The sequence below is a fragment of the Actinomadura sp. 6K520 genome (genome assembly GCF_004349245.1).
Classification (GTDB): domain Bacteria; phylum Actinomycetota; class Actinomycetes; order Streptosporangiales; family Streptosporangiaceae; genus Spirillospora.
The window spans coordinates 1-19681 of record NZ_SMLC01000137.1 but is presented as its reverse complement, the minus strand read 5'-3'; the positions used below and the strand labels follow the sequence as shown (position 1 = coordinate 19681).

Sequence of the window (19681 nt, the reverse complement as noted above, 5' to 3'; positions counted from 1 at the left end):
CACAGCCGGTCGTCGAGCCGGTCCCGCTTGCGCACGAACAGGTAGATGGAGCCGATGATCGCGCCCCACACGTCGTGCTGCGCCTGCATGTACGCCTCGTTGCCGATCCGGACGGGACGGGCGTTGTGGCGTACTCACAGCCGCACGGTAGGTCGGAAATTTCAACTTATGAGGCATTTCCGACAGTTGTCGCCGGGTTGTAATGCGCGGGACCCGGTCCGTGGCCGGGCGAGGCCCGGCCACGGCGACGGGGGAGTCAGACCAGGGGGCCCTGGGCTTCGCCGTTCTCCGCCCTGATCACCTGCATGACCGCGTTGATCAACGCGAGATGGGTGAACGCCTGCGGGAAGTTGCCCAGGTGGCGGCCGCTGTGCGGATCGATCTCCTCGGCGTACAGCTGCAGCGGGCTGGCGTAGGACAGCAGCTTCTCGCACAGCGCCCGCGCCCGCTCCAGCTCCCCGATCATCACCAGGGCGCTGACCAGCCAGAACGAGCAGATCGTGAAGGTGCCTTCCTCCGAGTCGAACCCGTCGTCGGTCTCGGTGGCGCGGTAGCGCAGGACGAGGTCGTCCTCCGACAGCTCGTCGGCGATGGCGAGGACGGTCTCGCGGACGCGCTTGTCGTCGGCGGGCAGGAAGCCGAGCAGGGGGATCAGCAGCGCGGAGGCGTCCAGGGCCGTCGCGCCGTAGTGCGCGGTGAAGACGCCGCGCTCGTCCAGCGCGTTCGCCAGCACGTCGGCGTGGATCTCGTCGGCGGCGGCCTGCCAGCGCCGCGCCCGGTCCTGGTCGCCGCGGACGCGGGCGAGCCGGGCGCCGCGGTCGGCCGCGACCCAGCAGAAGATCTTGGACGAGGTGAAGTGCTGCGGCTCGCCGCGCACCTCCCACATGCCGCAGTCGGGGGTCCGCCAGGTGGCGAGGGCGTCCTCCACCTGCTTGATGATGATCTTCCACAGCCGGTCGTCGAGCCGGTCCCGCTTGCGCACGAACAGGTAGATGGAGCCGATGATCGCGCCCCACACGTCGTGCTGCGCCTGCATGTACGCCTCGTTGCCGATCCGGACGGGACGGGCGTTGTCGTAGCCGGTGAGGTGGTCCAGCGTGGACTCGGGCAGCTCCCCCCGCCCGTCCAGGCCGTACATGATCTGCAGCTTGCCCTCGGCGGCCTCGGCGACGTCGGTGATGAAGTAGAAGAAGTCGTTGGCCTCCCAGTCGTAGCCGAGCGTGTAGAAGGCCCACAGCGCCATCGTGGAGTCGCGGATCCAGGTGTAGCGGTAGTCCCAGTTCCGGTCGCCGCCCGGCGCCTCCGGCAGCGACGTCGTCGCCGCGGCCGCCACCGCGCCCGAGGGCGCGAACGTCAGGCCCTTGAGCGTCAGCGCGCTGCGCTGCAGGTGGCTGCGCCACGGGTGGTCGGGGAAGCGGCCCCGGTCCAGCCAGTGCTGCCAGTGGTGGACGGTCCAGACCAGCCGCTCGTGGGCCTCCTCGTAGGACGAGGGGGCCGCGTGCTCGCTCCACGACAGCGCGACGAACCGGGACTCGCCCTGCTTCAGCAGCGTGCGGGACGTGGCGAGCGACCCCTCGAACCCGACGTTCATGTCGGTGGTGAGCCGCAGCCCGACGCCGTTGCCGCGCGCCAGGGCCTCGTGGTACCCGGCGCCGGTGTGCTCCCAGCGGGCGGGCGTCTGGCCGTAGTCGAACACCGGCATGCAGTCGAGCCGGACCTGGACCTGGCCGTTGACGCACCGCACCATCCGCAGGAGGACGTGGTCGGCGTCGTAGTCCGTCGGGGCCCTGCGGTGCGTGTGGGACCGTTCCGTTTCGTGGTGCCACGGGCCCATCAGCAGCGCGTCCGTCACGACCAGCCAGCCCCCGTGCACCCACCAGGTGGTCTCCATCACCATGGTGCCGGGGATGTAGCGCTGCGCTGCGGGCACCTCCACGCCCGCCGGGCCGACCCGGAAGTAGCCCGCGTCGCGGTCCAGGAGGGACCCGAACACGCTGGGCGAGTCCATCCTCGGCAGGCACATCCACTCGATGTTGCCACTGGGCGCGACCAGGGCGGTCGTCTCGCAGTCGGACAGGAACCCGAAATCGGCTATGGGGGCGAACGGATCTCCCGCCCGGCCGCCGGCGACCTTAGGCCTCACAACCTCACCTCCTTGATCCATCATTCCCTCTCCCTGGAACGGGTACGTCGATGGTGCCGGGTCCGCCCGGACGTCAGGTCCGCGCCGGGTGCCCCGGGCGGACCGCCGTCTCCCTGGGCTCCCCATTGGAATAGACCACTATCCGGCCTCTGACCTGGGAGTACGCCCCTTCTCGCACCGGGCGCCGAGGAAGACCGGACATCGCGGGTACAGTCCCGGCAAACAGGGCAGCGGACCCGCCGCCGCCTGCGGGAACGCGATGCCGCGTCCCCGCCGGGGCGGGACCGGTACTGCCGCTGGGTGGAATCGGAGCGAGAAGGAGCTCCCCGTGCCGAAGTTCGTGTACGACTTCACTGAGGGAAACAAGGACCTCAAAGATCTGCTGGGCGGCAAGGGCGCCAACCTGGCCGAGATGACCAACCTCGGACTGCCCGTCCCTCCCGGGTTCACGATCACCGCGGAGGCCTGCCGGCACTACCTCGAGCACGGGAACCTGCCCGAGGGGCTGGCGGACGAGGTGAACGAGCACCTGGCCGCCCTCGAGTCCGCGATGGGCAAGAAGCTCGGCCAGAGCGACGACCCGCTCCTGGTCAGCGTGCGCTCCGGCGCCAAGTTCAGCATGCCGGGCATGATGGAGACCGTGCTCAACGTCGGGCTGAACGACGAGTCCGTGCACGGGCTGGCCGAGCAGGCGGGCGATGAGCGGTTCGCATGGGACTCCTACCGCCGGCTGATCCAGATGTTCGGCAAGACCGTCCTGGACATCGACGGCGACCTGTTCGAGGACGCCGTCGAGGACGTCAAGCGCGCCCGCGGCAGCGACAACGACGTCGACCTCACCGCGGACGACTTCAGGAAGCTGGTCGAGCGCTTCAAGACGATCGTCCGGGAGCAGGCCGGGCGGGAGTTCCCGACCGACCCGCGCGAGCAGATGGACCTCGCCGTCGAGGCGGTGTTCGGCTCTTGGAACGCGCCCCGCGCCATCCTGTACCGCCGCCAGGAGCGCATCCCCGTCGACCTCGGCACCGCCGTGAACATCTGCTCGATGGTGTTCGGCAACCTGGGCATGGACTCCGGGACCGGCGTCGCGTTCACCCGCGACCCCGCGTCCGGCCAGCAGGGCGTCTACGGCGACTACCTGCAGAACGCCCAGGGTGAGGACGTCGTCGCAGGCATCCGCAACACCGTGCCGCTGAAGGACCTGGAGCGCATCGACAAGGCGTCCTACGACCGGCTTCTCGAGATCATGGAGACGCTGGAGAACCACTACCGCGACATGTGCGACATCGAGTTCACGATCGAGCGCGGGAAGCTGTGGATGCTGCAGACCCGGGTCGGCAAGCGGACCGCCGCCGCGGCGTTCCGCATCGCCTGCCAGCTCCTCGACCAGGGGCTCATCGACGTGGACGAGGCCGCCCGCCGCGTCACCGGAGACCAGCTCGCCCAGCTCATGTTCCCCCGCTTCGCCGACCGGGTGGACGGTGTCCGGAAGCTCACGAAGGGCATGAACGCCTCGCCGGGCGCGGCCGTCGGCAAGGTCGTGTTCAGCTCCGAGCGGGCCGCGGAGCTCGCCGGGACGGGGGAGGACGTGATCCTCGTCCGCCGCGAGACCAACCCCGACGACCTCGCCGGGATGGTCGCGGCGAAGGGCGTCCTGACGTCCCGCGGCGGCAAGACCTCGCACGCCGCCGTCGTCGCCCGCGGCATGGGCAAGACCTGCGTCTGCGGCGCCGAGGAGCTGGACGTCGACGTCAAGAACGGGCATTTCACCGCCCCCGGCGGCGTGACCGTGCGGGAGGGGGACGTGATCTCCATCGACGGGACGTCCGGGGACGTGTACCTCGGCGAGGCGCCCGTCGAGGACTCGCCCGTCGTCCGCTACTTCGAGGGCGAGCTGACTCCCGAGGACGGCGGCGACCTCGTCAAGGCCGTCGACCGCATCATGCGGCACGCCGACGCGCGCGCCGCGATGAAGGTCCGCGCGAACTCCGACACCCCCGGGGACTCGGCGCGGGCGCGCCGCTTCGGCGCCGCCGGGATCGGGCTGTGCCGCACCGAGCACATGTTCCTCGGCGACCGGCGGCAGCTCATCGAGGAGCTCGTGCTGGCGGCGGACGCCACGGAGCGGCAGGCCGCGCTGGACGCCCTGGAACCGCTGCAGAAGAGCGACTTCGAGGGCATCTTCAAGGCCATGGACGGTCTGCCGGTGACGATCCGGCTGATCGACCCGCCGCTGCACGAATTCCTCCCCGACCTCACGGAGCTGTCGGTCAGGGTCGCGCTCGCCGGCGACGGCGCCGACGAGAAGGACCGGAGACTGCTCGAGGCGGTCAACCGACTGCACGAGCAGAACCCTATGCTCGGCCTGCGCGGCGTGCGGCTCGGTTTGGCGATTCCGGGGCTGTTCGGCATGCAGGTCCGCGCCATCGCCGAGGCCGCGGCGGCGCGGCGCCGCGCCGGCGGCGACCCGCGTCCGGAGATCATGATCCCGCTCGTCGGTGCCGTCCAGGAGCTGGAGGCCGTCCGCGACGAGGCCCGTACGATCCTGGACCGGGTGCGGGAGTCCACCGGCGTCGACGTCCCGGCGCTGATCGGCACCATGATCGAGCTGCCGAGGGCCGCGCTGACCGCCGGGCAGATCGCCGAGGCGGCGGAGTTCTTCTCCTTCGGCACCAACGACCTCACCCAGACCACCTGGGGCTTCTCCCGCGACGACGTCGAGGCGGCGTTCTTCGGCCGGTACCTGGAGCTCGGGATCTTCGGGGTGTCGCCGTTCGAGACCCTCGACCGGGACGGCGTCGGGCGGCTCGTCCGCATCGCCGCCGAGGAGGGCCGCAAGGCGCGGCCGGGCCTCAAGCTCGGCATCTGCGGCGAGCACGGCGGCGACCCCGACTCGGTGCACTTCTGCCACGAGGTCGGGCTCGACTACGTGTCCTGCTCGCCGTTCCGCGTCCCCGTCGCCCGGCTGGAGGCCGGCCGCGCCGCGATCGCGGCGGACGCGGCGGCCGGGGGGAGTGACAGCCGCTGACCGCCCGGGCGGCCCGGTCTCCCGCTTTCCGCCCGCGGGAGACCGGCCGCCCAACCTGTGAACTTCGCCCGCCCGGCGCACCATCTAACTAACGTGTCGGAAGCGATGACGTTGGAAACCGAAGTGCCGGAACCCCAGGACGACGACCACGGGCAGGACGAGTCCGGCGAGCGGCCGCGCGGACGGCGCGGACGGCGCCGGCGGTCGCCCTGGATCACGATCCCGGCGGGCGTCGTCCTCGGGCTGCTGCTGATCGCGGTGCTGACGCCGCTCACCGTCGGGACGCGCATCTGGCACCAGGCCCGCCAGGACGAGCGGCCCCGCTCCGACGCGATCATCGTCCTCGGCGCCGCGCAGTACAACGGCCGGCCGTCCCCGACGCTGCGGTGGCGGCTCCAGCACGCCCTCGACCTCTACCGCGAGGGCGTGGCGCCCGCCATCGTCACCGTCGGCGGTAAGGCCCCCGGCGACAACTACACCGAGGCGGGCTCCGGCCGCAGCTGGCTGATCGAGGAGGGCGGGGTGCCGGCCGGCCGGGTCGTCGCGGTGCCCGCCGGGCGGGACACGCTCGGCAGCATGCTGGCCGTCGGCGCGGAGTTCGACCGGCGCGGCTGGTCGTCCGCGGTGATCGTCACCGATCCGTGGCACGGGCTGCGGTCGAAGAAGATGGCCGCGGACCACGGCATCGAGGCGGCCGCCTCGCCGACCCGCAGCGGCCCCAGCGTGCAGACCCGCGAGACCCAGTTCGACTACATCGTCCGGGAGACCGGCGCCTACCTGTCGTACGTCCTGGTGGGCAAGAGCGTGCAGGTGCCGGACGAGACCATCAGGCGCATCAACATCGACCCGTCCGCGCCGCCGCCGGATCCTTCGCCGAGCCGCTGACACTCCGGCCGGCCCCAAGGTCAACGGAACGTCATCGCGCCCGCCTACCCTGGATAGGGACATGACGAGCAACCCCATCGACGGCGGCCCCGGCCGCTACTCCGCCCGCGACAGGCAGCGCTGGGCCCCCGAGCCCGCCAAGCGCCGCGACCGGACCGCGTTCGAACGCGACCGCGCCCGCGTCCTGCACAGCGCGGCACTGCGGCGGCTGGCGGCCAAGACGCAGGTCGCCTCGCCCGGCGCGGACGCCGGCGCCGACACCGTGCAGAGCCTGCGCACCCGGCTGACCCATTCGCTGGAGTGCGCCCAGGTGGGCCGCGAGCTGGGCAAGTCCCTCGGCTGCGACCCCGACCTGGTCGAGACGGCGTGCCTGGCCCACGACATCGGGCACCCGCCGTTCGGGCACAACGGCGAGGCCGCCCTCGACCTCGTCGCCCGCGACTGCGGCGGCTTCGAGGGCAACGCGCAGAGCCTGCGCGTCCTGACGCGGCTGGAGCCGAAGTCGTTCGCGGCGGACGGCCCGCCCCTGCACGGGCGCAGCGTCGGCCTCAACCTGACCCGCGCCGCGCTGGACGCGTCGATGAAGTACCCGTGGACGCAGGCGGAGGCGGTCAACGGGAAATTCGGCGTCTACGACGACGACGCGGACGTCGCGCACTGGGTCCGCGAGGGCGTCGACCCCGGCCGGACGTGCTTCGAGGCCCAGGTCATGGACTGGAGCGACGACGTCGCCTACTCCGTCCACGACCTGGAGGACGCGCTCGTCGCCGGGCACATCGACTTCGCCCGCCTCGCCGACCCGGCCGAGCGGCGCCTCGTCGCCGCGACCGCGACCAAGCTGTACTGCCCCGATGCCGACCTCGCCGAGCTGGAGGAACGCTTCACCGAGCTGCTCGCCGAGCCGTACTGGCCCGACCGCTACGACGGCACGCCGCGCAGCCTGGCCGCCCTCAAGAACCTCACCAGCACCCTGATCGGGCGGTTCTGCGTGGCCGCCGAGACCGCCACCCGGGACGCCTACGGCGCCCGCCCGCTGACCCGGTACGCGGCCGAGCTGATCGTCCCGCGCGCGCAGTGGCTGGAGAACGCCCTGCTCAAGGGCATCACCGCGCACTACGTGTGGATCAGCCACGAGGAGGTCCGGGCCCGGCAGCGGACGCTGATCACCGAGCTGGCCGAGATGATGCTCGCCGGCGCGCCCGGCACCCTGGAACCCGGGTTCCGCGCCGCGTTCGAGGGGGCCGGCGACGACGCGGGCCGGCTCCGCGCGGCCATCGACCAGATCGCCTCGCTGACCGACCTGTCCGCGATGGCACGGCACCGCCTGCTGCAAGGCCGTTCCTGACCGCTCCGCCCCGATTCCGGATGGAGCGTCGGGCGGAATATGCCGCGACCCACCCGACGGCGACCCTTGTCTCGCCCCAGGCCGCGCTGTAGGGATGGCTACAGGTCAACTACAGGAGGTCGCCATGCCCGAGGAGACGTTCGTCATCGCCGGCGCCGGCCTGGCGGGTGCCAAGGCGGCGGAGACGCTTCGCGAGGAGGGTTTCACGGGCAGGCTGCTGCTGATCGGGGACGAGATCGAGCGCCCGTACGAGCGGCCGCCGCTCTCCAAGGGCTTCCTGCTGGACAAGGAGCCCCGGGAGAAGGCCCACGTCCACGAGGCGGACTGGTACGACAAGCACGACGTCGAACTGCGGGTGGGCGCCTCCGTCGCCGCCGTCGACCGGGACGCGCACGAGGTGCGGCTGTCCACCAGGGAGCCGATCCGGTACACGCGGCTGCTGCTGGCGACCGGGGCGTCCCCGCGGCGGCTCGACGTCCCGGGCTCCAAGCTGCAGGGCATCCACTACCTGCGGACGATGGCCGACTCGGCGGCGCTGAAGCAGGCCATCGCGCACGGCGGGCGCCGGGTCGTGGTGGCCGGGGCGGGCTGGATCGGGCTGGAGACCGCGGCCGCCGCCCGCGCCCACGGCAACGATGTGACGATGATCGAGCCGGAGCCGGCGCCGCTGCACACCGCCATGGGGCCCGAACTCGGCGGGATGTTCGGCGACCTGCACCGCGAGCACGGCGTCGACCTGCGGCTCGACCAGGGCGTCGCCGGGTTCTGGGGCGCCGGGCAGGTGTCGGCGGTGGTGACCTCCGGCGGCGCCGAGGTGCCCGCGGACGTCGTGATCGTCGGCATCGGCGTGCGGCCCAACACCGGCCTCGCCGAGGAGGCGGGGCTGGAGGTCTCCGACGGCGTCCTCGTCGACCAGTCGCTGCGCACCTCCGACCCCGACATCTTCGCGGCCGGGGACGTCGCCAACGCCTACAACCCGCTCCTCGGCCGCCGGGTGCGCGTGGAGCACTGGGCGAACGCGCTGAACGGCGGGCCGGCCGCCGCCCGCGCGATGCTCGGCCAGGACGTCGTCTACGACCAGATCCCGTACTTCTTCAGCGACCAGTACGACCTCGGCATGGAGATGTCGGGCGTCGCGTCGCCGGGGGAGTACGACGAGGTGGTGTACCGCGGTGACCCGGGGGCCCGGGAGTTCGTCGCGTTCTGGCTGTCCGGCGGCCGGGTCGTCGCCGGGATGAACGTCAACGTGTGGGACGTCACCGGGGACGTCCAGGCGCTGATCCGCTCCGGGACCCGGGTGGACACCGGCCGGCTCGCCGACCCCGGCGTGCCCCTGGCGAGCCTGGCCTGAAAGCTCGCTACCGCCCGGTCGGCGGGCCGCGTAAAGTCTGCGGGTGGCCACGGACAAGATCACGGCGGAGGGGTTCGCGGTGTTCGGCCGGGCGCGGCCGGCGGTCACGCTCGCGTTCACCGCGCACGGCCTGCTCGCCGCCGCCTGGGTGGTCCGCATCCCGCAGATCAAGGAGCACCTCGGGCTGAGCGAGGGCTCGATGGGCGTCGCCCTGCTGGGCGCACCCGTCGGTGTCGTGCTCGCCGTGCGGTTCGCGGGACGGATCATCGCGGCCCGGGGCAGCCGGGCCACGACGATCGCCGCCGGGATCGCCGGCGCGGTGTCGCTGATCCCGCTCGGCCTCGCCTGGAACCTCGGCGCGCTGATCGTCTCCCTCCTGCTGCTCGGGGCCTCGCTCGGCCTGATGGACGTGGCGATGAACGCCCAGGGGGTGGCCGTCGAGCGGGGCTACGGGCGGCCGCTCATGTCCGGCCTGCACGGCTGGTACAGCATCGGGACGCTCGTGGCGGCGCTGATCGGCTCGGGGGTCGCCTACGCCGGTGTCCCCGTCCCGCTGCACCTGTCGGCCGCGGCCGTGGCGCTCGCCGGGCTGACGGCGATCGGCTGCCGCGGGCTGCTGGACCGGTCCGCCGACGACCTCCCGGAGCCGCGGCCGTATCCGCCGGACGACCCCGTCCCCGCCTCCGGCGGCCCGCCTCCGGCCGAGCCCGCTCCGGCGGACCCCGTCCCGGACGGACCCGGGCGCGCCTCCGCCGGGCCGTCCTCCCGGTGGCTGCTGGCCCTGCTGGGGATCATCGGGCTCTGCTCGTTCGTGGGCGAGGGCGCCATGGCCGACTGGAGCGCGGTCTACCTGCGCGAACACCTCGGCACCGGGCCGGGCTTCGCGGGCCTCGGCTACGCGGGATGCGCGATCGCGATGACCGCCGGCCGGTTCGCCGGCGACCGGGTGGTCGCGCGCTTCGGGCCCGTCCCGGTGCTGCGGGCGGGGTCGCTGGCCGCCGCGCTCGGCCTCGGGGCGGGGCTCGCCGCCGGTCACCCGCTCGCGGCCGTGGCGGGCTGCACGGTGTTCGGCCTCGGTGTCGCCGTCGTGGCACCCGTCACGTTCAGCGCGGCCGGGAACGTCCCCGGCGTCCCCGCCGCGGCCGGGATCTCCCGCGTCACCGGGGTCGGCTACCTCGGGCTGCTCGGCGGCCCGCCGGTCATCGGGTTCGTCGCGCAGGGCGTGGGGCTCGGGTGGGCGCTGGCCGTGCCCGTCGGGCTCGTCGGTCTCATCGTGGTGCTGGCCCCGGCGACCGCCACGGCCGCCGCGCCCGCGGACCGCGGAACGGCACCGTGTTGATCTTTTGGCCGGGTTGTGACATTCGCATATGTCCTACTCAGGTAAGGTCTGGGCGAGTGAGCACCATGCAGCGGTCCAGACCGGTCAGAACGGTCGAAGCCGCCCCGCCGTACCGGAGGTTCCTGAGCGAGCTGCTCAGCTTCGGTTTCGTGGGGGTCGTCGGCACGCTGATCATGTTCGTCGGCGCCAACGTGATGCGCGCCTGGCTCGGCGGCAGTCCCGTCACGAGCGTCGCCATCCCCACCGTGCTCTCCACGCTGGCCTCGTACCTGCTCAACCGGTTCTGGGTGTTCCGCCACCGCGACAGCGACGGCTCCGGCCGCGAGGTCGCGATCTTCTTCGGGCTGAACGGCGTCGGCCTGCTCATCCAGGTGGTGTGCACCGGCTTCACGTACTACACGCTCGGGCTGCACGGCGGAGTCGCCTACAACGCCAGCCTGGTGGCGGGTGTCGCGTTCGGTGCCGCGTTCCGCTACTGGTCGTACAAGAAGTGGGTGTTCACCCCCGCCGTCGCGTGAACGCGCGGGCTCACCGTCCCGCCGGGACGATCGCCTCGGTCTGCGCCAGTGCCTCGCCGAGCACGCCCGCCAGGTCCTGGCCGGTGTACTGCGAGAAGATCGCGTGGTCGATGCCGCTCTCGGCGAGCCGCCCGATCGTCTCCACGGCCTCGGCCACGGACGGCGTACCGCCCTCGAAACGGCCCAGCGCGGTCTTCTCGATCTCGGCGTAGTCGCGTCCCTGGCGCGCGCAGTGCTCGCGCAGCACGTCCAGCTTGCGCGGCAGCTCCGGGCCGTCGAACAGGTTGCAGGCGTCGGCGTACTCGGCGACGAGCCGCAGCGTCTTCTTCTCCCCGCCGCCGCCGATCAGGATCGGGGGATGCGGCGTCCGCAGCGCGGGCGGCGAGTTCAGCGGCCGCTCCAGCGTGTAGTGGCGGCCCTCGAACGGGGAGTCGTCGCCCTTCCACATCCGATGGGCGATCCGCAGCGTCTCCTCCAGCCGCTCGAACCGCTCCGCCGTCGGCGGGAACCCGATGCCGAGCCCCCGCGACTCCTCGTCGTTCCAGGCCGCGCCGATGCCCAGCCAGGCGCGGCCGCCGGACAGCACGTCCAGCGTGGTCACGGTCTTGACCAGGACGCCTGGATGGCGGTACGTCACGCCGGTGACCATCGTGCCGAGCGTGATCCGCTCGGTCAGCGCGGCCGCGTACGCGAGCGCCGAGTAGCCCTCCAGCATCGGCTCGTCCGGGGCGCCCACCCCGCCGATCTGGAAGAAGTGGTCCATCACCCACAGCGAATGCAGTCCCGCCTGGTCGGCCTGCCGGACGACGGTGTCGAAGGCGGGGCCGATCTGCTCCGGTCCGCCGGGGAAGGTGAAACTGGGAATCTGGAGACCAACGCGCATGACGGGTCCCTCTCCTTTTCGGTCGCGAATACACCGGGGATGCGCCGGCGGGTCCCCACTCTGCGGGCTGGAGCGCGCTCCAGGTCAAATGTGGCGCCCGGCGGCGGGCGTTGACCTGGAGCGCACTCCAGGTGAAATCCTGAGGGCGTGAGTTCCTACTCTCCGGGCGAGACCGCCGAGAAGAGCGGCTTCAGCATCGACACGCTGCGCTACTACGAGAAGATCGGGCTGCTGCCCGGCATCGCGCGGAACGCGTCGGGCAGGCGCGTGTTCAGCGACGGAGACCTGCAGTGGCTCGGGATGCTGCGCTGCCTGCGCGAGACGGGCATGCCGATCGCCGAGATGCTGCGGTACTCCGAGCTGGCCCGTGGCGGGGACGAGACGGTCCGCGAGCGGCTCGAACTGCTGCAGGACCACGACCACCGGGTGGAGGAGCAGATCGCGAGGCTGCGCGAGCAGCAGGCGCAGATCCAGTGGAAGATCCGCCTCTACAGCGGCGAGGTCGGCGAGCCCCGCGATGTCACCGAGGTCGGCGAGGGCCTTCCCGCCTGAGTGGCGGTTCCCGCCCCCCGGGGGCCCTACCGCTGGACGGGCGTGACGCGGCGGCCGTCGGCGTCGAAGAACAGGACCCGGTTCAGGTCGACCCGCAGCGCGTAGTGCTCACCGCGGTTCGGGCGGCTGCCGGGCGGTATGCGGAACACCAGGTCGGTGCGGCGGTGGTGGCCGGCGTGCTCCTCGGCCGGCTCCGCGGGGGACGGCCGGCCCAGCATGTCCCGCAGCCGGTCGCGCAGGCCCGGCCGCCACGTCTCGCGCCGCTCGGGCGGCGGCGGCCGTCCCACCTCCGTCGCGTCCACGGTGGGGATACCCGCCTCGGCGTAGGCGAGCCACTCGTGCCCGTGGAACTCCAGCTCGCGGACCTGGCCGGACAGGACGGTGCCGTGCGGCGCGGGGGAGCCCGGCGCGATCGGCAGCAGCGTGTCCGGCCGGATGCCGACGATCACGGACCGGCCGTGCTGGCTGATCAGCGAAGCCGCGCGGGGGTCGTGCCACGGGACGCTCAGCCGCTGCGAACCGAAGTCGAGCAGCAGCCCCTCGCCCTCGACGGCCCACAGCGTGGCGTGCAGCAGGTTGATCGGCGGCGAGCTGAGGAACGCGGCCACGAACGCCGTGGCCGGGTCCTCGTAGATCTTCTCGGGGGTGCCGACGTCCTCCAGGACGCCGTCGCGCAGCACCGCCATCCGGTCGGCCATCGTCATGGCCTCGACCTGGTCGTGGGTGACGTAGACGGTGGTGGTGCCGGTGGAGCGCACCAGCCCGGCGATCTCGATCCGCAGTTCGGTGCGCAGCCCCGCGTCGAGGCTCGACAGCGGCTCGTCCATCAGGAACAGCTGCGGCTCGCGGATCAGCGCCCGCCCGATGGCCGCGCGCTGCCGCTGCCCGCCCGACAGCGTGCCCGGCAGCCGGTCGATCATGGAGTTGATGCCGAGGGCGCGCGCCAGCTCGACGACCTTGGCGCCGGCCTCGGCGCGGTCGTCGCCCGACACCTCCAGCGGGAACATCATGTTGCCCTTGACCGTGCGGTGCGGGTAGAGGGCACCCTCCTGGAACACCATTGCCACGTTCCGCTCGCGCGGCGGCAGGTCGTTGGCGACGGACCCGTTCAGCCAGAGGTCGCCGGTGGTGATCTCCTCCAGGCCGGCGATCATCCGCAGGATGGTGGACTTGCCGCAGCCCGACGGCCCGAGCAGGACGAACAGCTCGCCCGCGTTGATCCGCAGACGGACGTTCCGGACGGCGACCTGGCCACCCGGATACACCTTCTCGACTCCGTCGAGCACAACATCCGTCATCGGGTCCGCCTGGGGGTGAGCAAAATCTCGGTTCGTCATCACATCGCGCGGCGGTCCGGCTTGTCCATAGTGAATCCGGTCTTACCCGTGGGTGATCCGGCCGAGTCCGGCCATCGAACGGCGGATTTCGGTCACCGCGGCGGCTACGGCGCTCCGCGCTCCCCGGCCTCGCCGGTGATCATTTGGCAACCGCCTGGTTACAGGTCCGACCCGCGGTGAAAACGGAACGCTCCAAGACTCCCCGTTGTCGAGATCTTGGAGGTGTCCCTTGTCGACAAGGGAACAGACGAACGGGGTCGACCGCCGGTCGTTCCTCACCCGGGTAGGGGCGGCCGGTGGGGCGGGCGCGATGTTCGCCACCATGGGAGCGCTCGGGCTGGCGCCGTCGGCGGAGGCCGCGACCAAGGCGCCCTTCCGGCCGCCGCAGCCTTCCGACTTCCGTTTGCGCGGCCGCGGAGCCGCCAGGGTGCTGATCCTCGGCGCCGGAGTGGCGGGACTGGCCGCGGCGTACGAGCTGGGCAAGGCAGGGTACGACTGCACGATCCTGGAGGCCCAGGACCGGGTGGGCGGTCGCAACCTGACCCTGCGCGGCGGCGACCGGCTGGCCGAGACGGGCGGTGCCGCGCAGCGGGTCGGCTTCAGCCGGGGCCAGTACATGAACGCCGGTCCCGCGCGCATCGCGCAGTGGATGACCACCATGGACTACTGCCGCGAACTGGGCGTCCCGCTGGAGGTGTTCACCAACTCCAACGCCGAGGCGCTGATCTACAACGAGTCCGCGGGAATGCGGGCGCCGGTCAAATGGCGCACCGCCAAGGCGGACGTCCACGGCTACATATCCGAGCTGCTGGCCAAGGCCACCGACCAGGGCGCGCTGGATCAGCGGCTCACCGGCGAGGACAAGGAGCGGCTGCTGTCGTTCCTTTCGGGCTTCGGCGCCATCGGCCCCAAGTCCGCCGGATACGCCTACACCGGCGGCGGCCGGCGCGGCTACACCGTCGACCCAGGTGCGGGCTCCCAGGAAGGCACCGTGCTGGGCCCGCCGCCGTCGCTGTCGGACGTCCTCGCAAGCGGGGTCGGCCGGTCCTTTTCCTTCGAGTTCGGCTACAGCCAGGCGATGCTGATGTTCCAGCCGGTCGGCGGCATGGACGCCATCCCCGCGGCGCTCGCCAAGGCGGTCGGGAAGGACCGGATCAGGACCGGCGCGAAGGTGACCAGGATCACCGACAGGGCGGGCGGGGTCCGGGTCGAGTACGTCATGAACCGCAAGGCCAGGGCGGCCGAGGCCGACTACGTGATCGCCACACCGCCCCCGCACGTCCTCGCCGGGATTCCGCACAACCTCGGCGCGGACGTCCAGGCCGCGCTGCGCACCCCGGTGCCCGCCTCCACCGGCAAGATCGGCATCGAGTACCGCGGCCGCTGGTGGGAGCGGGACGAGAACATCTACGGCGGTATCACCAACACCGACCTCGATCTGGCCACCATCTGGTACCCGTCGTACGGCTACCACGGCCGGCGCGGGCTGGTCATCGGCTACTACAACTTCGGTTCCGCCGCCGACGGCTACGCCCGGATGACCCACGCGCAGCGGCTCGGGCGCGCCCTCGACCAGGGCGCGAAGATCCACGGCGACAAGTACCGCCGGGACGTCGCCGCCTCGGCGTCGATCGCCTGGATCAGGCAGGAGCACATCGAGGGCGGCTGGATCGGCTGGCCCGACCGCGGCGCCGAGTACCGGCTGCTCAACGAGCCGCAGGGCAACGTCTACTTCTGCGGCGACTGGCTCAGCTACGAGATCGCCTGGCAGCACGGGGCGTTCGAGTCGGCCCGCAAGGTCGTGACCGAGCTCCACCAGCGCGTCCTGAAGTCCTGAGAGGAGACGAACCGTGCGCAGGAAGAAGTTCATCATCGGAGGCGTCGCGCTGGTGACGCTCGCGGGCCTGACCGGAGGCGCCTCGGCGTCTCCCAGGGGCACCAAGCCGAAGCCCTGGGAGGTCCGGGTCGCCCTGCCGGCGGGCCAGGGCAACCCCATGATCGCGAACGGGGTCGGCGTCGGCCACGGCGTCACCACCTACACGGCCAGCGGCACCGGTCCGGCCGGAAGCAACACCTCCGCGCCCGCGGGGACGCCGGAACGCTACATCGGCTTTCCGGGGGGAAACCTGCCGCCGGGCGTCACCGTCACCGAAGCGCAGGGGCTCAACGCGCTCGAACAGCTCGGCGCCAACCTGGAAGCGGTGGGGCTCACGCCCCGGGACGTGATCTCGATGCGCGTCTACCTGGCCAACCCGCCCGGCGAGGACTCGGCGGACTTCGCCGGGTGGAACCGCGCCTACCGCCAGTTCTACGCCAACGTCGACCTGACGACCCACAAGGTCGTCAAGGTCCCGCTGGGCACCGCGCCGCCCGCCGACCCGATGTACGCCAACCGTGCGCGGCCCTCCCGGGTCGCGCTGGAGGTCGCGAACCTCCCGGTCGCGGGCTGGCTGGTCGAGGTCGAGGTGGTCGCCGCCTACCGATGACGGCACGGGCTCTGGCCTACGGAAGGCGCCCCGCGGTCCGGACCGAACCGGACCGCGGGGCGCCGCCCCTTCGGCGCCCGCGCCGTGCGCGGGCCGCCCGTTCCGTCCAGGATGCTGTGGACGTCGTCCCCCGGCCGTAGACTCCTGATCGTGGCAGGCCGGATTCGCAACGAGGACATCGCGCTGGTGCGGGAGCGCTCGTCCATCGCCGACGTGATCGGCGAGTACCTGCAGCTTCGCAACGCCGGCGGTGACAACCTCAAGGGCCTGTGCCCGTTCCACGACGAGAAGTCGCCGTCGTTCAACGTGACGCCCTCCCGCGGCCTGTACTTCTGCTTCGGCTGCGAGGCCGGGGGCGACGTCATCCGGTTCGTCCAGGAGATCGAGCACCTGTCGTTCTCCGATGCGGTGGAGCGGCTCGCGGCGCAGGCGGGCGTCCAGCTGCGCTACGAGGAGGGCGGCGGGCGCGGCCCCCGGCAGGACGGCGGGCAGCGCGCCCGGCTGATCGAGGCGCACCGGGCCGCCGCCGAGTTCTACATCGAGCACCTGAACTCCCCCGAGGGCGCGATCGCCCGCACGTTCCTGTCGGAACGCGGCTTCGAGGCCGCCGACGCCGCCCGCTTCGGCGTGGGCTTCGCGCCCCGCGAGTGGGAGGGCCTGGTCAGGCACCTGCGCGGGCGCGGCTTCGCCGACCGCGACATCGTCGCCGGCGGGCTGGCCAAGGAGGGGCGCCGCGGCCCGATGGACCGGTTCCGCGGCCGCCTGATGTGGCCGATCCGCGATCTGAGCGGCGACGTCATCGGGTTCGGCGCCCGCCGGCTCTACGAGGACGACGACGGCCCCAAGTACCTGAACACCCCCGAGTCCCCGCTCTTCCACAAGGGGTCGGTGCTGTACGGGGCCGACCTGGCGAAGAAGGAGATCGCGCGGCGGCGGCAGGCCGTGGTGGTCGAGGGCTACACCGACGTGATGGCCTGCCATCTGGCGGGCGTCCCGACGGCGATCGCGACGTGCGGGACGGCGTTCGGCGACGACCACATCAAGGTGCTGCGCCGCCTGCTGATGGACCAGGACGAGTTCCGCGGCGAGGTGATCTTCACCTTCGACGGCGACGCCGCCGGGCGGAAGGCCGCGCTGCGCGCGTTCGACGACGAGCAGAAGTTCGTCTCGCAGACGTTCGTGGCCATCCAGCCCGACGGGCTCGACCCCTGCGACCTGCGGATCCGGCACGGCGACGCGGCGGTGCGCGACCTGGTGGCCGCCCGGCTGCCGCTGTTCGAGTTCGCCGTGCGCAGCGCGATCGAGCAGCACGACCTCGACACCGTCGAGGGACGGCTGAGCGCGCTGGACGCGGCGGCCCCGGTGGTCGCCGCCATCAAGGACCGGTCGCGCCGGCACATGTACGCCGTCAACCTGGACCGCTGGCTCGGTATCATGGACGAGCAGTTCGTGCTGCGCCGCGTCCGGGAGCTGGCGGCCCGCCGGCACGGGCGCCCGCAGCCGGGAAACGGCCGGGCCGGAAACGGTCGCGCGGGACATGACCGCGCGGGCAACGGCCGGGGCGGCCAGGCCGGGGCCGCGCCCGCCCGTCCCGCGTTCGACCCGAACGACCCCGAGGTCCAGCGCGAGCGGGAGCTGCTGAAACTGGCCGTGCAGTGCCCGGCGCTGCTCGGGCCGGTGTTCGACGAGGTCCCGGCCGATGCGTTCATCGCCCCGCCGCACACCGCGGTGCGCGCGGTCATCGCGGAGGCGGGCGGCGTCGCGGCCGCGGGCGGCGTCTCCGAATGGATCGCCCACCTCCTCGAACGGGCCCCGAACGAGCAGGTCAAGGACCTGATCACCAGGCTCGGGGTGGAACCGGTCCGCTCCTCCCAGGTATCGGACGACCGTTATGCCACCGAGTTGCTCGCCCGAATACAGGAGCGGCAGCTCACACGCATGATCGCCGATGTGAAATCTAAACTCGGGCGGCTGAATCCGGTCGAGGCGCCCGCGGAGCACACCCGGCTGTTCGGCGATCTTGTCGCGCTTGAGCAGCAGAGACGGGTGTTGCGGGAGCGAGGGCTTGGATCACAGTAAGTGAAGAGACCGCAAAATAGGTCCTGTGATCTAGGCCCCCTTTGACGCAGACTGTCTGCGTGGGCCCTTCGGTGCTGCCAAGCGAGGCGCCATCGGTTGATCAGGTGGCGGACCTTGTCGCACGTGGCAGAGAACGCGGTGGTGTGACCGTCGAGGACGTCGCCGCCGCGCTCGATCGCTCGGACTTGCCGGACGACTCGCTGGAGCGGGTCGTGCGGATGCTCGCAGAGCAGGGGGTGGAGGTCCTTGAGTCTCAGCAGGAGACCGAGGACGTCACGCGAGTGGACGAGGGTGACCTCGGCAAGCGGGCGCCGACGAGCGACCTGGTTCGGATCTACCTGAGAGAGATCGGTCGCGTACCGCTGCTCACGGCAGAAGATGAAGTAGAACTCGCGAAATCGATCGAGGCGGGACTGTTCGCCGAGGAGAAGATGGCGAGCACCGCCGTCCTCGCCCGCGGCGAGCTGCTCGACCTCGAACAGCTCTCCCGCGAGGGTGCGCGGGCGAAGCAACGGCTGATCGAGGCCAACCTCCGGCTGGTGGTCTCGATCGCGAAACGGTACGTGGGACGGGGAATGCTCTTCCTCGACCTGATTCAGGAGGGAAATCTCGGACTCATCCGTGCGGTCGAGAAGTTCGACTACACCAAGGGGTTCAAGTTCTCGACCTACGCGACCTGGTGGATCCGGCAGGCCATCACCCGGGCGATCGCCGACCAGGCCAGGACCATCCGGATCCCGGTGCACATGGTCGAGACCATCAACAAGCTGGTCCGGGTGCAGCGGCAGATGCACCAGGATTTCGGCCGTGAACCCACCCCCGAGGAGATCGGCCTGGAGATGGGCCTGTCGCCCGTCCGGGTCATCGAGATCCAGCGGATAGCACAGGAACCGGTGTCGCTGCAGTCGCCGATCGGCGAGGAGGACTCCGATCTCGGCGACTTCATCGAGGACGCGGACGCCGTGGTGCCGATCGAGGCCGCGGCGTTCATCCTGCTGCAGGACCAGCTGGAGGACATCCTGGGCACGCTGTCGGAACGGGAGCAGCGCATCATCCAACTGCGCTTCGGCCTGACCGACGGCCATCCGCGCACACTGGAGGAGGTCGGCAGGGAGTTCGGCGTGACGAGGGAACGGATCCGCCAGATCGAGGCGAAGACCCTGGCGAAGCTGCGGCACCCGTCCCGCGCGCAGATGCTGCGGGAGTACCTCGACTGACGCCCGCCCGGCTGACACCTGACGGGCCGTGACCGCTCTCCTCCCCGGGAGGGCGGTCACGGGTGACCCGGGTCACGGGTGACCCGGAGGTCTGCCCCTTGTGTCGGTATTGTGACGCATTCGCGCGGACCGTCATCTACCGTTGAGCCCATGCTGATCGTGACGACTGACGGCGTGGCGGGGTACGAGATCAGGAGCGTCCTCGGGGAGGTCATCGGGACGGCCGTCCAGTCCGGCCAGGGCGGGGCGCCGCAGCCCGGGCCAGGGGGGAGCAGCGCCACCTTCCGGGTGACCGGCGAGCGGCCGGCGGCCGGCCTCGCCGCCGCCCGCCGCGAGGCGGTGGACCGGCTGGGCGAGGAGGCGCGCCGCAAGGGCGCGAACACGGTGGTCGGCATGCGCTTCGACACCGCCGCGGTGGGCGGCGGCCTGGAGGTCTGCGCCTACGGCACGGCCGTCTGGGCCGAGCCGGCCCAGCGACGCGACCAGCACCAGCCGCAACCCCAGCAGCAGCCCCAGCC

16 protein-coding genes are annotated in these 19681 nt (G+C 71.8%); 13 read left to right on the top strand and 3 right to left on the bottom strand.

The features are described 5' to 3' along the window. On the top strand, positions 1 to 203 hold a 203-nt coding region (locus tag E1289_RS39170), incomplete at its 5' end, for a hypothetical protein (protein WP_207929183.1). Between the two features lie 53 nt (positions 204 to 256). Here the strand turns inward: E1289_RS39170 and E1289_RS27925 are convergent. After that, the gene (locus tag E1289_RS27925) at positions 257 to 2143 is read right to left on the bottom strand and encodes a glycoside hydrolase family 15 protein (protein ID WP_243713200.1); all 1887 of its coding nucleotides are present in this window, start codon (positions 2141 to 2143) and stop codon (positions 257 to 259) included. A gap of 328 nt (positions 2144 to 2471) precedes the next feature. Between E1289_RS27925 and ppdK the strand changes: the two genes are divergently transcribed. From ppdK to E1289_RS27895, 6 genes are all read left to right on the top strand, one after another. Next, positions 2472 to 5171 (top strand): pyruvate, phosphate dikinase, encoded by a 2700-nt coding sequence (ppdK, locus tag E1289_RS27920; RefSeq protein WP_131985356.1) that lies wholly within the window; start codon positions 2472 to 2474, stop codon positions 5169 to 5171. Positions 5172 to 5276: 105 nt separating this feature from the next. After that, complete coding sequence (locus E1289_RS27915) at positions 5277 to 6056, top strand: YdcF family protein (protein ID WP_131985354.1); 780 nt, start codon at positions 5277 to 5279, stop codon at positions 6054 to 6056. A 61-nt stretch (positions 6057 to 6117) separates the two neighbouring features. Then, positions 6118 to 7401 (top strand): deoxyguanosinetriphosphate triphosphohydrolase, encoded by a 1284-nt coding sequence (locus E1289_RS27910; RefSeq protein ID WP_131985353.1) that lies wholly within the window; start codon positions 6118 to 6120, stop codon positions 7399 to 7401. A 124-nt stretch (positions 7402 to 7525) separates the two neighbouring features. Next, the gene (locus tag E1289_RS27905) at positions 7526 to 8752 is read left to right on the top strand and encodes an FAD-dependent oxidoreductase (RefSeq protein ID WP_207929182.1); all 1227 of its coding nucleotides are present in this window, start codon (positions 7526 to 7528) and stop codon (positions 8750 to 8752) included. A gap of 43 nt (positions 8753 to 8795) precedes the next feature. Next, entirely contained in the window at positions 8796 to 10091 is a 1296-nt protein-coding gene (locus E1289_RS27900; protein ID WP_243713199.1) for an MFS transporter, read from the top strand. Between the two features lie 65 nt (positions 10092 to 10156). Then, complete coding sequence (locus E1289_RS27895) at positions 10157 to 10609, top strand: GtrA family protein (RefSeq protein WP_131985364.1); 453 nt, start codon at positions 10157 to 10159, stop codon at positions 10607 to 10609. 10 nt (positions 10610 to 10619) lie between these two features. Here the strand turns inward: E1289_RS27895 and E1289_RS27890 are convergent, their stop codons facing one another. Continuing rightward, a complete protein-coding gene (locus E1289_RS27890; protein WP_131985349.1) occupies positions 10620 to 11492 on the bottom strand; it encodes an LLM class F420-dependent oxidoreductase in 873 nt (290 codons plus the stop codon). A 147-nt stretch (positions 11493 to 11639) separates the two neighbouring features. On the opposite strand from E1289_RS27890, the gene E1289_RS27885 reads away from it, so the two are divergent. Beyond that, positions 11640 to 12044, top strand: coding sequence for a MerR family transcriptional regulator (locus tag E1289_RS27885; protein WP_131985347.1), 405 nt, complete (start codon positions 11640 to 11642; stop codon positions 12042 to 12044). 26 nt (positions 12045 to 12070) lie between these two features. On the opposite strand, the gene E1289_RS27880 is transcribed toward E1289_RS27885, so the two are convergent. After that, the gene (locus E1289_RS27880; protein ID WP_131985345.1) at positions 12071 to 13342 is read right to left on the bottom strand and encodes an ABC transporter ATP-binding protein; all 1272 of its coding nucleotides are present in this window, start codon (positions 13340 to 13342) and stop codon (positions 12071 to 12073) included. A 268-nt stretch (positions 13343 to 13610) separates the two neighbouring features. Here E1289_RS27880 and E1289_RS27875 point away from each other — a divergent pair, with 268 nt between their 5' ends. The 5 genes from E1289_RS27875 to E1289_RS27855 all read left to right on the top strand — a co-directional run. Further along, the gene (locus E1289_RS27875; protein ID WP_243713198.1) at positions 13611 to 15218 is read left to right on the top strand and encodes an FAD-dependent oxidoreductase; all 1608 of its coding nucleotides are present in this window, start codon (positions 13611 to 13613) and stop codon (positions 15216 to 15218) included. 13 nt (positions 15219 to 15231) lie between these two features. Further along, positions 15232 to 15867: a Rid family hydrolase gene (locus E1289_RS27870; RefSeq protein ID WP_207929181.1), complete on the top strand. Its 636-nt coding sequence runs from the start codon at positions 15232 to 15234 to the stop codon at positions 15865 to 15867. 150 nt (positions 15868 to 16017) lie between these two features. Next, a complete protein-coding gene (gene dnaG / locus E1289_RS27865; protein ID WP_131985342.1) occupies positions 16018 to 17946 on the top strand; it encodes a DNA primase in 1929 nt (642 codons plus the stop codon). Between the two features lie 71 nt (positions 17947 to 18017). Beyond that, on the top strand, positions 18018 to 19163 hold the full coding sequence (gene rpoD, locus E1289_RS27860; protein ID WP_131985358.1) for an RNA polymerase sigma factor RpoD: 1146 nt from the start codon (positions 18018 to 18020) through the stop codon (positions 19161 to 19163). Positions 19164 to 19313: 150 nt separating this feature from the next. Then, positions 19314 to 19681, top strand: a 368-nt coding sequence (locus tag E1289_RS27855) for a heavy metal-binding domain-containing protein (protein ID WP_131985340.1), incomplete at its 3' end; no start/stop codon positions are given.

Bases quoted from the DNA above. Each gene is read 5' to 3' on its own strand.
- E1289_RS27895 (WP_131985364.1), top strand. From the start codon at position 10,157: ATGCAGCGGTCCAGACCGGTCAGAACGGTCGAAGCCGCCCCGCCGTAC.
- E1289_RS27890 (WP_131985349.1), bottom strand. From the start codon at position 11,492: ATGCGCGTTGGTCTCCAGATTCCCAGTTTCACCTTCCCCGGCGGACCG.
- E1289_RS27910 (WP_131985353.1), top strand. From the start codon at position 6,118: ATGACGAGCAACCCCATCGACGGCGGCCCCGGCCGCTACTCCGCCCGC.
- E1289_RS27905 (WP_207929182.1), top strand. From the start codon at position 7,526: ATGCCCGAGGAGACGTTCGTCATCGCCGGCGCCGGCCTGGCGGGTGCC.
- E1289_RS27915 (WP_131985354.1), top strand. From the start codon at position 5,277: ATGACGTTGGAAACCGAAGTGCCGGAACCCCAGGACGACGACCACGGG.
- E1289_RS27880 (WP_131985345.1), bottom strand. From the start codon at position 13,342: ATGACGGATGTTGTGCTCGACGGAGTCGAGAAGGTGTATCCGGGTGGC.